Annotated in this window: 17 protein-coding genes; 2 read left to right on the top strand and 15 right to left on the bottom strand. The window is 61.9% G+C overall.

Features of this window, described 5'->3' with window-relative positions:
• Positions 1–25: 25 nt before the first annotated feature.
• Together BJA_RS17740 and BJA_RS17735 are read right to left on the bottom strand one after the other, a co-directional pair.
• Complete coding sequence (locus BJA_RS17740) at positions 26–928, bottom strand: hypothetical protein (RefSeq protein WP_011086363.1); 903 nt, start codon at positions 926–928, stop codon at positions 26–28.
• A gap of 760 nt (positions 929–1,688) precedes the next feature.
• A complete protein-coding gene (locus BJA_RS17735; protein ID WP_162494080.1) occupies positions 1,689–1,913 on the bottom strand; it encodes a hypothetical protein in 225 nt (74 codons plus the stop codon).
• Between BJA_RS17735 and BJA_RS17730 the strand changes: the two genes are divergently transcribed.
• On the top strand, positions 1,900–2,466 hold the full coding sequence (locus BJA_RS17730; RefSeq protein WP_038967730.1) for a hypothetical protein: 567 nt from the start codon (positions 1,900–1,902) through the stop codon (positions 2,464–2,466). The two genes, BJA_RS17735 and BJA_RS17730, sit on opposite strands and share 14 nt — an antisense overlap.
• Before the next feature lie 136 nt (positions 2,467–2,602).
• The gene (locus BJA_RS17725; RefSeq protein WP_011086360.1) at positions 2,603–2,926 is read left to right on the top strand and encodes a response regulator; all 324 of its coding nucleotides are present in this window, start codon (positions 2,603–2,605) and stop codon (positions 2,924–2,926) included.
• A 170-nt stretch (positions 2,927–3,096) separates the two neighbouring features.
• Here the strand turns inward: BJA_RS17725 and dhaK are convergent, their stop codons facing one another.
• The 13 genes from dhaK to BJA_RS17660 form a co-directional block, all read right to left on the bottom strand.
• Complete coding sequence (dhaK, locus tag BJA_RS17720) at positions 3,097–4,080, bottom strand: dihydroxyacetone kinase subunit DhaK (protein ID WP_028170688.1); 984 nt, start codon at positions 4,078–4,080, stop codon at positions 3,097–3,099.
• Between the two features lie 36 nt (positions 4,081–4,116).
• Positions 4,117–4,443, bottom strand: a complete 327-nt coding sequence (locus BJA_RS17715) for a hypothetical protein (RefSeq protein WP_370163087.1) — start codon at positions 4,441–4,443, stop codon at positions 4,117–4,119.
• A gap of 88 nt (positions 4,444–4,531) precedes the next feature.
• Positions 4,532–6,151, bottom strand: coding sequence for a phosphoenolpyruvate--protein phosphotransferase (ptsP, locus tag BJA_RS17710; RefSeq protein ID WP_011086357.1), 1,620 nt, complete (start codon positions 6,149–6,151; stop codon positions 4,532–4,534).
• A gap of 4 nt (positions 6,152–6,155) precedes the next feature.
• Positions 6,156–6,461 carry an HPr family phosphocarrier protein gene (locus tag BJA_RS17705; protein WP_011086356.1) on the bottom strand — a complete coding sequence of 102 codons (306 nt, stop codon included), beginning with the start codon at positions 6,459–6,461 and terminating at the stop codon, positions 6,156–6,158.
• Positions 6,462–6,486: 25 nt separating this feature from the next.
• Complete coding sequence (gene dhaM / locus BJA_RS17700; RefSeq protein ID WP_011086355.1) at positions 6,487–6,879, bottom strand: dihydroxyacetone kinase phosphoryl donor subunit DhaM; 393 nt, start codon at positions 6,877–6,879, stop codon at positions 6,487–6,489.
• Positions 6,876–7,499 carry a dihydroxyacetone kinase subunit DhaL gene (gene dhaL, locus BJA_RS17695; protein WP_051000397.1) on the bottom strand — a complete coding sequence of 208 codons (624 nt, stop codon included), beginning with the start codon at positions 7,497–7,499 and terminating at the stop codon, positions 6,876–6,878. Before dhaL ends, dhaM begins: the two co-directional genes overlap by 4 nt.
• A gap of 12 nt (positions 7,500–7,511) precedes the next feature.
• Complete coding sequence (locus BJA_RS17690; protein WP_011086353.1) at positions 7,512–8,540, bottom strand: ABC transporter ATP-binding protein; 1,029 nt, start codon at positions 8,538–8,540, stop codon at positions 7,512–7,514.
• Positions 8,533–9,630: an ABC transporter ATP-binding protein gene (locus BJA_RS17685; protein WP_011086352.1), complete on the bottom strand. Its 1,098-nt coding sequence runs from the start codon at positions 9,628–9,630 to the stop codon at positions 8,533–8,535. Before BJA_RS17685 ends, BJA_RS17690 begins: the two co-directional genes overlap by 8 nt.
• A 10-nt stretch (positions 9,631–9,640) precedes the next feature.
• Positions 9,641–9,841 (bottom strand): hypothetical protein, encoded by a 201-nt coding sequence (locus tag BJA_RS17680; protein ID WP_011086351.1) that lies wholly within the window; start codon positions 9,839–9,841, stop codon positions 9,641–9,643.
• Complete coding sequence (locus BJA_RS17675; protein WP_011086350.1) at positions 9,838–10,815, bottom strand: carbohydrate ABC transporter permease; 978 nt, start codon at positions 10,813–10,815, stop codon at positions 9,838–9,840. Before BJA_RS17675 ends, BJA_RS17680 begins: the two co-directional genes overlap by 4 nt.
• A complete protein-coding gene (locus tag BJA_RS17670) occupies positions 10,812–11,786 on the bottom strand; it encodes a carbohydrate ABC transporter permease (protein ID WP_011086349.1) in 975 nt (324 codons plus the stop codon). Before BJA_RS17670 ends, BJA_RS17675 begins: the two co-directional genes overlap by 4 nt.
• Positions 11,787–11,856: 70 nt before the next feature.
• Positions 11,857–13,215, bottom strand: a complete 1,359-nt coding sequence (locus BJA_RS17665; protein ID WP_011086348.1) for an ABC transporter substrate-binding protein — start codon at positions 13,213–13,215, stop codon at positions 11,857–11,859.
• Positions 13,216–14,082: 867 nt separating this feature from the next.
• Positions 14,083–14,412, bottom strand: coding sequence for a hypothetical protein (locus BJA_RS17660; protein WP_236842223.1), 330 nt, complete (start codon positions 14,410–14,412; stop codon positions 14,083–14,085).
• Positions 14,413–14,815 lie beyond the last annotated feature (403 nt).

Here is a 14,815-nt window from a genome sequence, read left to right as displayed (position 1 = left end):
TTTTCCGACTTGTCCAGCGTGCTGGTCAGCTTCGCAGCGCAAGCACACGGAGAAGAATTGCGCGGCCGCCATGCGACAGGCGATCGTGAAACAGTTCGGAGAGCCGGTCTCCACGCTTCCGCACCGAGAACCTCTTCTGGAGCTCATGGGCGCGAGACAGCGAGCAATAGAGAAAATCACGACGTAGCCGGCGCAGGCGGCTGCCATAACCTCTAACATCGGTGCTCGCGTAGGCATCCATCAAGGTGCGTATCAAATAGTCATCGCTCGGATCAACATAAGCTTCGTGGGAAACGCTCGATGATCGCATGGACACAGGTTCATCGCTCGACAGAAATAAGTTCCTGCGGATCAGCCCATCCGACACGCCGGTCGCCTCTTTAGCGAACTTTCCATAGTTCACAAAAGGCAGCGCAGCGAGTTGCCGGCGCAGATTTTCGAGCGTCGCCGACGGGATCCGGACGCCGTTGCCCGCGCTGGTGTCGAGCTTGTTGGCGCGCACCGTGGCGTAGAGGTCGCCCCAGAATTTGTCCCAGGGGGCGGTGCCGTTGCGGTTAGACGACGGATTCCTGCGAACGCTATATGTCGTTTGAGTGAGGTAGGCGGCCAGTTCGCCCATGTGGCGCGTAACAGCGCCGTCAGGATCATAGACGTCGATCATGGCGTGGACGCATTCATGCAGGAGCAGCGCCCGATCGCTATCATTTGCGGGAGGCGACTTCTTCTGCGTCAAGAGAATATCCGTGGCCTGATCGTAGAAGGCGAGATCCTGAGTGCCGCCCTTCACCAATATATTGCCGGCACGAATGTGATCGCGAACTGTCGTTAAGTACTCGCCCTTGATATGGATCTTGTCGACGTAAAACTCGATGCCAAGCGCAACCGAGTCGCTGAGTGTGTCCAGGACGTCGCCTTCGGTCAGTGGCATGACCTACCTTCCTTGCGTGGTTGAGCAATAGTCGTCCGGCTACGCTCCGGCAAAAGAAACGGCAGGTTACTCCTAACTGGACTTCGGCCGGTGTAGTCGGGAAGATTTGCCGGGATTCTCCTTCACGTGCGGCCCGCATCCAGCCGGGAGCATATGATGTTCCCCGATGAAAATCGGCAGTTGTGTTGCTGCGTTTCCATGTGTCGCCAACGCCAGGCATGGTTTTCCGTCGAAGAGCAGACGGCACGCATCGCCAGTATACCTAATGAACCGCAACTCGTCATCGGTAGTCTTCATGATGCGCCCGCCGTGGCTCGCAATCGTTGAGTCTACGACGTCTTGGCAGACGGTTTTCCGCGTCGCTAGCGCGCCGCGCCCGTCACCGCCATAAGGCGTGAATAGCTAACGACATCCGCTGTCAGAATAGCCACTCGACGTACAACTCGCTCGCCCTCGCAACCGCCAACGAAGTCCAGACCGCAAAATCGACGCCAGCGCATTGCCCCGCATGGCTAATTTCCAGTATGTTGCTGGCTCAACCGGCGAGCAATGGTGACGGATGGTTATCCCCGGCGCGGTGGTCCGAGCGCGACACTATCGTGATCTAAGGTTTGGGAAAGCTATGGCAAGCTTCGCTCAGTTCTTGCAGGATTCTGGTGTGTACGCGGCGCAAAGCTTCATGATCGTTCCTCGGGGAGGCTTCAACTTGGTCTGCCTGCGCAACAGCAAGGACGTTCACCTATCGTATGATCGCGACCGGTTACAGGTTGAGGATGTGCGTTTCGAGCAAGTCGAACGCGTCGCTCGGGAATACATCAACAGTCGCTATGGAGAGCAAAAAGGTCAGGAGCGCGATGATCAATTGCTGCGCCTGCGTACAGCGCTGTATCGCACTGCGCGACTGGATGGCAGTGCGCGCGGCCTCAAGGTCGTTGCCAAAGGTGTCGGTATTCCGGAACACGGCCATCAAGTTGGAGGTCGCCATTCTGCAGCGCAAAGACTTCACGATCGCGTTCAGATTTCTCAAGCACCTCGATCAGTCAGGCAAAGTCATCAACGCCACGAAATGGACGCCGGATGACGTGCCCTGGTTCCTCACCAGGCTGAACTGGGTCTTCGGGGCTCAGACGAACATCTTTTTCACGCTGGTCGATGCCAAATGGATTACGGTCCAGAAAGCCTTAGGACCAAAAATCTCGCGGGATGTTTTTCGAAAGGATATCGCACCATTGAAGAGGCGCGGCGCCGATCTCACCTGCTTTCTGGTCGGTGATTATGCTGCAATGGATACTGAGGCGGCTGGGGAGTATCTGCCTGATGAGCAGGTATTCGTGGTTGTTGACCAAGGTAATCCGCCCGTGTTCGATCTTGGCGAAGCGTTCATTGGTGTAATGGCGCACGAGATCGGGCACTTCTTGCACCACAAACGAAACATGCCCGGGAGTGGACACCATAACCGAAGCGGTATTTTGCTTTCCAGTGGCATGGAAAGCTTGTCCTTGGATAAGCAACTCGTCACCAACTTCAACGCATGGTGAGAACAATCATTCTCGGCATCCCTTCAGCACGTTGAGGCCGCGCGGGCCTCGCGGTCGTAATCCGTCGGTAATGTCCGCCTGCGATGCGCGTTACTGCAACATCGTCTAGGCCACCAATATCGCTGCACGGAGCCTGATGCGAGTACTGATCGTCGACGATCATCCCATCATCATAGCTGCTTGCCAGGCCTTGTTTGCCGACGAGGCAGGCTTCATCGTCACAGGAGCGGCAGATGCGGCCAGTGGATTGGCGTCCTTTATTGCCGGACCTCCTGAGGTCTGCGCCATAGACATCAACCTGCCATCCGTCTCCGGCATGGAGCTCGCTCGACAGATCTTTGGAAGAGATGCCGAAGCGCGCATCGTGATGTTTAGCGTCAACGACGATCCTGTATTCGTGGCAACCGCGATCGACATCGGCGTCAAGGGGTACGTTTCCAAATCGCTGCGTTTTCTTTGAGGCAACACACTTTGCATCGACGCTTCCCAGTCAATGCGAAAGAGACGCCGTGTCCGCGAGACGCGGCAAGTTTCAGTGAGGGAAGACTGGCACAATCCGAAGCGGGAGTGGGCCGTCGCCGCTGATCCTTCGCCGGCGCGAAAGCGATCACCTGCCGCTCACAACCGCGATTACCATTTCAATGCCGCCGTGCGCACGGGATGGTCCCAGAGCGCGGTCGTCTCAGCATCGAGCAGGCTGACGGTGAGCGAGCACCCGGCCATGTCCAGCGAGGTGACGAAGCTGCCGACCAGCGAGCGAGCGATGCGCAAGCCGCGCTTCTCAAGCATCCGGCGGGCCGCGTTGTACATCAGATAGAGCTCGATCGTTGGCGTTCCGCCAAATCCGTTGACGAGCAGGAGGGCCTCGGCCCCGTCGCGCGCGTCGAGATCCTGCGCGATCGCCGTCGTCATCTCGTCCGCGATCGCGTCTGCCCGCTCCAGCTTGACGCGGCGGCGTCCCGGCTCGCCGTGAATGCCGACCCCCATCTCCATCTCGTCCTGGCCGAGCGAGAAGGTCGGCGTGCCCGCAGCCGGGACCGTGCAGCTCGTCAGCGCCACGCCCATCGAACGCGTGCGCACGTTGACGCGCTCGCCGAGCGCAACGCAGCCCTTGAGGTCGGCGCCCTTCTCGGCTGCCGCGCCGACGATCTTCTCCACGATGAGCGTGCCAGCCACGCCGCGACGCCCGATGCTGTGGGTCGAGTTCTCGACCGCGACGTCATCGTCGGTGACGATGGTCGCCGTGAGCCCCTCGGCGATCTCGGCCGCCATCTCGAAATTCATGCGGTCACCCGCGTAGTTCTTCACGATGAACAGCACGCCGGCCTCACCCGAAACCGCCTGAGCGGCCTCGACGATCTGGTCCGGCGTCGGCGACGTGAAGACCTGTCCCGGGCAGGCGGCGTCGAGCATGCCATAGCCGACGAAGCCCGCATGCAGCGGCTCATGCCCGCTGCCGCCGCCCGAGACGAGTGCGACCTTCTTCGGGTTCAGCTCACGGCGCCGCACGAATTTCCGCTCCGGCCCAAGCGCGACGAGATCGGCATGCGCGGCCGCAAGTCCGTCGAGGCTCTCCGCAAGCACGCCGTCGACCGAATTGATGAACTTCTTCATTGTCTCCTCCCCGCTTCTTCCCTTTGGCCTCACGCCTTATTTTTCCCGCATGATGGCAATCAAGCGCCGCGCGAATTCCTGGAGCAGCGCATCGAGCTCGGCGTTCCGCTTCGCACTGCCGAGATCTGGCAAATGCAGCGTCAAGGTCCGCTCATGCGATCCTTCGGTCAGTCGGCCGATCCGGCGCGGATGCGCGCGTGCATATGCGCGAAGAAAGGCGGTCTTCGCCTGCGGAGGGAAGTGGCAGACATCGAAGATCGTATTGAGATGTTGCACGGGTATCGGCACCGGATAGGCGGGATTGCTGATCTGGCTGACGAAGCTGCGGTTCTTCCCAATGGCATGCGCCAGACGCAGCCGCATGCCCGAGGGGCGGCTCTCCAGCACTTCCTTGAAGATGCGCTTGTAAACTGCAACAGCGCCGGCTTCTGCCGGCTCATCGATCGCCGTGTCAGTCAAGGCCCCCTCCGCTGCTCAGCCGGTCGATCGTCTGCTTGATCTGCGCGAGCGCCGATGCATTCACAGATAGCTCGCGCAAGCCGCAATTCAGCAATGCGGGAAGGCAGCGCGGATCGCTTGCCATGTCGCCGCATAGGCTGACGCTGATCGCGGCGCGCCGCCCATGCTCGGCGGTCCGCGCGATCAATTCGAGCACCGCCGGATGCAGCGGGTCCATCAAGGGGGCAAGCGCTCCATTGGAACGATCGCAGGCGAGGACATATTGCGCGAGATCGTTCGAGCCGATCGAGAAGAAGGACGTCTTGAAGCTCGTAATAGCCAGGGCCGCCGCCGGGACTTCGACCATGATTCCCAGCTCGGGAAGCATCGCGGCAATGCCGTCCGCCTGCAAGCGCTGCACGACATCGGCAAACAGCTTCCGCCCCGCCTCGAGCTCAGCCGCAGACGTGACCATCGGAAACATGACCTTGAGGTTTCCGCGCACGGCGGCCCGTGCCAGCGCGCGGAGCTGAATGGCAAAGATCTCGGGCCGGGCCAGGCAAAGCCGCAAGCCCCGAACTCCGAGGAACGGATTGGCTTCGCCGTCCAGCGTAAAGCCGGCGACCGGCTTGTCGCCGCCCGCGTCAAACGTGCGAATGGTGACCGGGCGCTGGTCGGCCCAACGCAGCACCGCATCGTAAGCCTGAAACTGTGTCTCCTCATCGGGCAAACTGCCCCTCTCCGTCAGCAGAAACTCGGTGCGCATCAGGCCGATCCCATCGGCATATTGCGCGTCGGGATGCTCGAGATCGTCGACGCGCTGGATGTTGATAAACAGCTTGATCCGCTCGCCGCGCCATGATGCGGTGGGCCGCCGCAGGATCGCACGGGCGGACGCCCTGCTCTTGCGATGGCTTTCGCGCCGCTTCTCGAACAGGCGAACCTGCTCCGCGCTGGGATCGAGCTCGAGCGTCGCGCCTTCACCATCGAGCAGCGCGTTGGCTCTGACGTCCGGAATGGCGCCGAGTTGCACGACCATGGGAATGCCCCGCGCGCGCGCCAGCATCGCGACGTGGCTCGTGGGACTGCCACGCAAGAGCGCCAGACCGCCGCCGCCGGACCAGTCGATCTCCAGGAATCGCGAGGGCGGCAGATCGTCGGCGCAGACGACGGCGCCGCTCGGAATCTCCAGCGCCGGGCCCCCATCGCCCCGCAAAATGTTGATCACGCGGTCGCGCAGGTCCGCAAGGTCCGAAGAGCGCGCCTTCAGATATTCGTCCGCAGCTGAATTGTAGTCCGCGATCTGCGCGTCGAGCGCCGAACGCCATGCGACATCCGCCGGATCGCCATCGCCAATCGATGCGAAGATCGCTTGGATGAAATCCTCATCCTCCAGCAGCGCGACCTGGAATTCGAGAATCTGTGCAGCCTCGCCGCCGGCGATCCCGGCGAGATCCGCGATCTGCCCACTTGCCGCGTCAATCGCAGCACGAAGCGCAAGCGCCTCTTCAGCCAGGTTGCCCGCGACACGCTCGCCGTTGGTGTCCGCGCCGACCCGGACGAGCGGGCCATGGGCAAAGCCGATCGAGGCGGTTCTGCCGCGGTAGGCCAGTCCTGTCGCGCTACCCTGCATGCTGCTAAGCCCCGTCCGGAAAATCGGTTGCGATCAGGTCGACCAGCGCCGCAACGGCGGCTTCCGCATCACTGCCGGACGCCCTGATCTCGATCGTGCTGCCGTGGGCCGCACGCATCGCCATGATCTTGACCACGCTCTTGGCATTGATCCACTCGGCCGCGCCTGCGACCCGCACGGAAATCTGGGCCTGGAACTTCTTGGCGAGCTTGGTCAGCTTGACCGCGGGGCGCGCGTGCATGCCAACCGCGTGCACCAGCCGCACATTTCCGGTGAAAATCTTTCCGTCCGCTTTGTCCAGCATGCTCATCTTCCATCATCGCTTCGCCGACGTCTCAGTCGGCAGAGAGTTCCTCGGCCACGGCCTTGACCTGGGCCAGTGAGCTGCCGCCTGCGGCCTCGGTTGCCGCCATCACGGCGCCCTCGACGATCGGCGCGTTGCATACGACAACGAGATCGCGCCGCGCAGGCTCCAGCATCTCGACCGCCATTTCGCTGTTGGTTTCGGCCCCGCCGAGGTCGACGAGGATTGCGACGCCCTTGGCAGACCAGGCATCATTAATGGCGTCGATGATCAGGGAGACGCTGGTGCCCAATCCGCCGTCGGGATTGCCGCCGCAAAAAGCCACCTTGACCTCGCTGCCGACCATCTGCCGCACCATGTCGGCGGTGCCCTTGGCGATGTCCTTCGAGTGCGAGACGATCACGATACCCACAGTGTCGGTCATTGCTGTCCCTCCAGGCTCGCGCAGACCGCCTGCACGAGTACGCAGCTCGAGCGGGCGCCGGGGTCGACGTGCCCGACGCTGCGTGGCCCGAGGAACGACGCCCGCCCCTTGGTGGCCTGCATCGGCGCGGTCCGCTCGACCGCCTCGGCAGCGGTGGTCCGGACGCGCGCGATCAGATCCGGCTGGCCGGCCGCAGTCCTCAGCGTTTCCAGGACGGGAACAAGCACGTCGAGCATCGTCTTCTCACCGGCCTGCGACCGGCCACGCGCGCTCACCGCGTTCACGCCACTGCCGAAAACGTCCGCGAGGTCGTCCGGTAAGTGTTTGTCGTGCGAGAGCGCTTCGCCGGCGGCGAGGAAGAAGCTCCCGTAAAGCGGCCCGGACGCGCCGCCGACCGTCATCACCAGGGTCTTGCCGATCATCTTCAGCGCCTCGTCGAGCGGTTGCGCGGAGATCGCATCGAGCTTGCCCAGAACCGCTTCGAATCCGCGCTTCATGTTGATTCCGTGGTCACCATCGCCGATCGCCTGATCCAGGCTCGTCAGCTCCGGCGCACTGGCGATAACCTGCTCTGCGGCCACCTTAATCAACGACTTGAACGTCCCAGGTTGCAGCGACATCGACATGATCCTCTAGAGAATCATCGCGGGGATGCGTCGCCCCGCGCGATCGAAACAGAGCGGATGTACCAGGTGCAATTCGACCTCCTGACCTGCCTTTAGCGGCTGCTGATGCGGATCCGCAAGCGTCACCAGCATTTCGCCCTTATAGTCCAGATGAACGTGATTCTGTTCGCCGAGGTGCTCGACCCGGTGGACGCGGCCGACCATCCGTCCGCCATTGCGCGCACCGACCTTCAGATGCTCGGTACGGATGCCGACGGTCTCCGTTTCCGGCGGCACCGACACGTCGGACAAGAGACGTGCCGGAAGGAAATTGATCTGCGGCGTACCGAGACGCGAGGCGACATAGGAGCTGGAGGGGCTTTCGTAGATCTCCCGCGGCGTGCCGAGCTGAAGGAGCTGGCCATCCTTGATCACGCCGATCCGGGAGGCCATGGTCATAGCCTCGACCTGGTCGTGGGTCACGTAAAGGATAGTCGCGCCAAGCTCGAGCTGGATCCGCTTGAGCTCGAGACGCAGCTCCGAACGGAGCTTCGCATCCAGCGACGAGAGCGGCTCGTCCATCAGGTAGATCGCGGGATCGCGAACCAATGCGCGGCCGATCGCCACCCGCTGCATCTCACCGCCGGACAGGCGGGTTGCACGGTTGTTCAGCTTGCTTGCGATATGCAGCAGCTCCGCCGTCTGTTCGACACGCTTGCGGATGATGGGCTCGGGCACGCGCCGCGCGGGCGAGCGTAGCGGGAATGCCAGATTGTCATAGACAGTGAGATGCGGATACAGCGAGTACTGCTGGAAGACGAAGGCGATATCGCGCGATCCCGGCGGATCATGCGTCACGTCATGGCCGTCAATCATGACCGAACCGGTGTCGGGGCTCTCGAGCCCGGTGATCAGCCGCAGCGTCGTGGTCTTGCCGGCGCCGCTCGGCCCAAGCAGGACCAGGAATTCCCCGTCATTGATCGCCAGCGAGAGCTCGCGCACCGCCTCTATCGTGCCGAAGCGCTTGCTGATGTTGCGCAGAATGACGTCAGCCATGGCGCGGGCTCCCCTCATTGGCGGTCCGGATCGCCATGCCACTGCCAACATCGAACAACGCCAGTCGCTCGGAATGGAATTCGAGACCGACCGTCTCGCCGATCCGCACCGACGCGCTGGAGGGCAGCCGGGCAGCGACGCGTCCATGCGCCGTGTCGACCGTGACGATCTGCGTCGTGCCGAGATATTCTGCGCCGAACACCTCGCCGCGGACGGGTGCTGCATCGGCGAAACGGATATGCTCCGGGCGTATCCCGAGCGCCAGCGGCGCGCTCGCGCGATCCTCGCGGATCTCCGGGACCGCGATGCTGGCATCATGGAAGGCGATGGCCCGATCTCCGGATCGTAGGCCGCCCTCAAAGCGCAAGAAGTTCATCGACGGCGAGCCGATGAAATCGGCCACGAACATGCTCGCGGGCCGGTCATAGATCTCCTGCGGCGAGCCGATCTGTTCGACGCGCCCCTTGTTCATGACGGCAATCCGGTCCGCCATTGACATCGCCTCGAGCTGGTCATGTGTCACGTAGACCGTAGTTGCACCAATGCGATCATGGAGGTCGCGAAGCTCGCCGCACATCAGATGCCGAAACTCGGCGTCGAGCGCCCCGAGCGGCTCGTCCATCAGGAAGGCCTTGGGCCGCCGGACCATAGCGCGCCCCAGCGCCACGCGCTGGCGGTCGCCACCCGACAGCTTTGACGTCTTGCTCGACAGGAGATGCTCGATCCGCAGGAGCCGCGCCGTCTCCTGCACGCGCTCGCGGACCGCACGCCGGCCCATGCCCTGGCACCTCAGGGGAAAGCCGATATTGTCGGCAACATTCATGTGCGGATAGAGCGCGAAAAGCTGGAAGACGAAGGCGATGTCGCGGGCCGCGGCACGGCGGAACGTCACGTCCTCGCCGTCGAGCAGGACCTTGCCCTCGGTCGGCAGCTCGAGGCCCGCAATCATGCGCAGCGTGGTCGTCTTGCCACAGCCGGAGGGCCCGAGCATCGCGAAAAAGGTGCCGTCGTCGATCGTGAAGTTCGAGCCTTGCACGGCCGTGAACTGATCGAACGACTTGCGCAGGTTTTCGACGCGAATTTGTGCCATGTTGACCGCCCTATTCCGGAAAATGGCTCACGATCACGTAGCCGACCGTGCCGATGAGGATCGTCACGAACGAATAGCTGTACAGATCAATCGTCCAGGGCTGCACCAGCATGATGATGCCGCCTCCGATCAGGGTCATCGCGCCGGCCTCCCAAGGCCCGCGACGGAACCAGCGAGACACTCCGCCCTTGGCAACCGCAGAACCGCTCATTTGCGCACAGCTCCGAATGTGATGCCGCGCAACAGGTGTTTGCGCAACAACACGGTGAACAGGACGATCGGGACAACGAACAGCGTAGTCGCGGCAGCCACCGCCGGCCAATCCTGCCCGCCCTCGCCGATGATGAATGGGATGAATGGCGGCATGGTCTGCGCTTCGCCGCTCGTCAGGAGAACCGCGAAGGCGTATTCGTTCCACGAGAAGATCAGGCAGAAGATCGCGGTTGCCGCAATTCCCGTGACGGCCTGCGGCAATACCACCTTGCGCAGGGCCTGGAGTCGCGTGTAGCCGTCGACGAGAGCGGCCTCCTCATACTCGCGCGGGATCTCGTCGATGAACCCCTTGAGCAGCCAGACTGCGAGCGAGACGTTCACGGCGGTGTAGAGCAGGATCATTCCGAGCCTGGTGTCGGTCAGATTGAGCTGGCGGTACATCAAATAGATCGGGATCGCGACCGCGACCGGCGGCATCATTCGCGTCGAGAGAATGAAGAACAGCAGGTCGTCAGCCAGGGGAATGCGAAAGCGCGAAAAAGCGTAGGCCGCGAGCGTGCCGAGAAACACGGCCAGGAACGTCGAGCCGAACCCGATGATCAGCGAGTTCACGAAGCGCGGCACGACCTTCGATGGCCCGGCACTGACCATGTCCCGCTGGCGCACGAGCGTGTCGTACCACGTCTCCGGCGGCGGCAGCTTGGCGATGAAGTCCGGCGTCTGGCGGGTGCGCACGGTGAAAAGGTTGACATAGCCTTCGAGGGTCGGCTCGAAGAGCACCTTGGGCGGATAGGCGATGGCGTCGCTCTGCGACTTGAATGCGGTAGCGACGATCCAGAGTAGCGGCAGGATCGTGATCACGGCATAGAGAATGACGAGGCCACCTGCCACGGCCTTCGAACGCGGCGAGGCTTCGACGATGGAATGAGCGGTGGACTTGGCCAGGACTGACTTGGCGAGTGCAGCGGTCATCGTTGCTTCACCTTGTTGAGCGCTTTGACGTAGATGTTGGCGGCACCGAACACGGTCACGAACAGGATGATGGCGAGCGCAGAGGAATAGCCGGTGCGCCATTTCTCGAATGCCGCGCGCTTCAGCGTGATCGACACGAGCTCCGTGGTCGATCCCGGGCCTCCCGACGTCAGGAGGTTGACCATGTCGAACATCTTGAAGTTCTCGATTGCGCGGAACAGCACGGCGAGCATCAGGAACGGCACCGTCATCGGCAGCGTGATCGACCAGAATTGCCGCCACGGCGAGGCGCGATCGACCTCGGCCGCCTCATAGATGTAGTGGGGAATGGAGCGAAGCCCGGCGAGGCAGATCAGCATGACGTAAGGCGCCCACATCCAGGTGTCGACCAGTACGATGGTCCAGGACGCGAGCGAGACCTGTCCGGTCATGCTGAACGAGCTCGGCGGCACCCCCGTGAACAGGCTGATCACGTAGTTGAAGGGCCCGATCTGCGGCTGCAGCAGCAGCGTCCAGAAGTTGCCGACCACCGCCGGCGACAACATCATCGGCAGCAGGATGATCGTGGTCCAGAAGCTGTGACCGCGAAACTGGCGGTTGATCAACAGCGCCAGGCCATAGCCGATGACCACCTGTAGTGCCACAGACCAAATCACGAATTGCGCCGTGGTCTGGAGCCGGAACCAGACGTCCTCGTCGGTGAGGATGTCGGTGAAATTGTCGAGCCCGACGAACCGCAGCGGCAGATAGGACATGCTGAGGTTGAGGCTGGTGAAGGACAGCCGGATCATCCACACCAGCGGAAAGATGTTGATCGCCAGCAACAGCGCGATCGTCGGCGCAACGAACAGCCACGCAATGGTGCGGTCGGAAAGGCCGCGCACGCGCCGTGCGTCGCGAGATTTGGCGGGCTCGCTCATGCCGGCAATCGTAGCATCATCAGGTTGAAGGATCGTCGTCATCTGGTCCATCGGCTGGCTGGTTCGGTTTCCCCGGGGGACACCCCCGGGGAAACCGGTTCAGTTGATGCGAGCGCCGCGCCTATTGCGACGCGACCTGCTTGCCCTGCTCCTTGAAGACCTTGGTCCAATCCTTGACCAGGAGATCGAGCGCCTGCTGCGCGGTACCCTTGTCGGCGACGACGTAATCGTGCACCCGCTTCTGCATGTCGAGTAGCAGTTGCGCGTAGGACGGCTCGGCCCAGAAGTCCTTCACGATTCCCATCGACTCCAAGAATTGCGGCGCGAACGCCGCGCTCTTCGGGAAGTCGGGCGCATCGACCACCGCTTTCAGGGCCGAGTAGCCGCCGAGCTGCCACCATTTCTGCTGCACAGCGGGCTGCGCGAACCATTTGATATAGGCGAGCGCGTCGTCCTTGCGGTCGGAGGTCGCCACCACGGAGATGCCCTGTCCACCAAGCTGCGTGAAGTGTCCATTCGGGCCGGCCGGATTGACGAAGAATCCGATCTTGTCGCCGCCGACATTCGGATCCTTGTAGAGGCCGGGGAAGAAGGCGAACCAGTTCATCTGCATCGCCACCTGGCCGGACTTGAAGGCATCGAGCCCCTCCTGCATGTAGGCGTTGGTCATGCCCGGCGCGGTGCAGCACTTGTAAAGTTCCTTGTAGAACTCGAGCCCCTTGGCCGCCTCGGGTGAATTGACGACGCCCTGCATCTGATACGGCTTCTTTGGATTGTCGTAGCTGAAGCCGTAATTGTAGAGCACGTTGGTCACGCCCATGGTTATGCCTTCCGAGCCGCGCTCGGTGAAGATATAGGCGCCATAGACCTTCTTGCCGTCGATCTCGCGGCCCTGGAAGAACTCCGCAATCTGCTTCAACTCGTCATAGGTTTTCGGCGGCGCCAGGTCGCGGCCGTACTTTGCCTTGAAGGCGGACTGAATCTCGGGCCGCGAGAACCAATCCTTGCGGTAGGTCCAGCCTACCGCATCGGCCATAGCCGGCAGCGCCCAATAGTTCGGCGAGTTCTTCGGCCACTGCGAGTAGCCGACGACCGTCGCCGGGACGAAGTCGTCCATCGATATCTTCTCCTTGTCGAAGAAATCGTTGAGCTTGACGTACCACTTGTTCTCGGCGGCGCCGCCGATCCACTGGCTATCGCCGATGATCAGGTCGCAGAGCTTGCCGTGGGAGTTGAGCTCGTTGAGGAAGCGATCGGCATAGCTCGTCCACGGGACGAACTCGTATTTCATCTCAATGCCGGATTGCTTGGTAAAGTCCTTGCCGAGCTCGACCAGCGCATTGGCCGGATCCCATGCCGCCCAGCACAGCGTAAGCTGCTTGCCCTGAGCTGCGGCTTCGCCTCCGCCAAATATCCCCAGCAGCGCCGTGCCGAGGACCGTGGTTGCCGCCGAGCTTCTTAGCCAATTGAATGTCCGCATATCCGTTTCCTCTCTCGTTGAAGCATCCAACCCGCTCGGCGCTCCCTGCCGGAACGACGCCAAGATCCTGAAACCGAGTTTGAGGAGCGATGAGTGGAGAACGAGACGGACCATTTCCGGAAACGGGTCCGGAAGGGCTTGGGCTCCTCCCACACATCGGCTCGATGCGTGATGTTTAGTTTTTTGTAGGACTAAACGTATTACTAAATTTTGGAGCCCGTCAAGCCGGTTTGTCGCTAGCCTGGCGAAAAGATTCGCGACGTTCGCGCGCGCAAGCGGGATGTTCGCAGCGCAGCGAAATGCCTGGATTTTGTCGAAAGCTTCGATTGCCGATCTGGCGCCGCGGAGCAATCCAGCCCGCCTGGATAACCGGCGAGCCAGAAGTTGGCCATCGCCAAGCATGTTTAGCAAATGGCTTTACTGAACGTTCAACAAAGCGATTAAGAGCGTGAGCAGTCTCCTCATCGGCCGAAGTCTGCCATCGCCGCGGACCACACCTGTTTCGCCCCAGAAACGACCTCGCCAAAGCGCAGCTAACGCGATCGAACTCAAGCATGGGTGCAGCAAGTTCGACCAGCGGGGCTGCACGGAGCGAGATGAGAGGGTGGCGCCTCATGTTTCCAACAACTGTTGCTGATCGTCAGCACTCACCTATCTCCCCTGCCCTCGGAAACAATGGGCATGCTCTTCCGCCGACCCGAGGCAGCCCAATCTCATCTCACGAGGTCTGCTCACATTGGCTGTGTCGAGATTTTTCTTGATCTCCCGGTGCATACGCCGCCTTCCAAGCAATTGAAGAACTTGAACTCTCGCTCCAATCCATCATGGGCCGATTTGAGCTAGGTACAGCAACACACTAGCAACTTGTCAGGCTTGGCTCGATTTGTGCCAAGTTAGGCAACTGATCGCATGACGGCCTGTTTCGGCCGCGGTGCGACGGACCGAGTGGCGAATGAAGCCGGCGCATGAAGTCGGCCGTTGCCGTCCTCGGGAGACGCCGGCGCGTCGCTGTGCCTCGCCGAGATGTTGACGATCTCCAGCGAAGTGTCGCGGTACATATCGGCGAGAACCGACAGCGTAGTTTCGACCTTGAGCCAGCGGTCCTTCCGCACCGCGCCTGCTGCGGGCCTGCCGCGCCTCGATGACGCCGTCGGCTGAAAGCAACTCGACGGCCTGCCGGATCGTGACGCGTGACACGCCGAACTCCGCGGCCAGCTCCTCGTTGACCGGGAGGCGAAAGCCTTGGGGCCGGATGCCATGCTTAGACTGAGCAAGACTAAGAAGCCGGCACTTAGTCTTGCTGACCCCGGGCGGCAAAGAAGCGCCAATTAGCTATCTGCGAATTCGTCGATAATGTGCCGCAGGTGCGGTCGATCAGCATGCGCAACCGTAGTCTTACGTGGTCCCGACGGAGTACCCCTCTTGGGCCGTTGCCCCGACCGAGATTCCTAGCGAGCATCCCGATGTACGAGAAGCAGGGGCTGCGCGATTGCTCGTCTCACATTTCAAACGAATCGCCGACGCGGGGATGCGCACAGCGTTTTCCAGCCCGGATTGGGATTCTTACGCTGATCCATACGTGCGAACGCCCCTGTGCCGC

It is taken from the genome of Bradyrhizobium diazoefficiens USDA 110 (assembly GCF_000011365.1).
Taxonomy (GTDB): Bacteria; Pseudomonadota; Alphaproteobacteria; order Rhizobiales; family Xanthobacteraceae; genus Bradyrhizobium; species Bradyrhizobium diazoefficiens.
The sequence above is the reverse complement of the archived record's forward strand: the minus strand, read 5'-3'. Positions and strand labels throughout refer to the sequence as shown.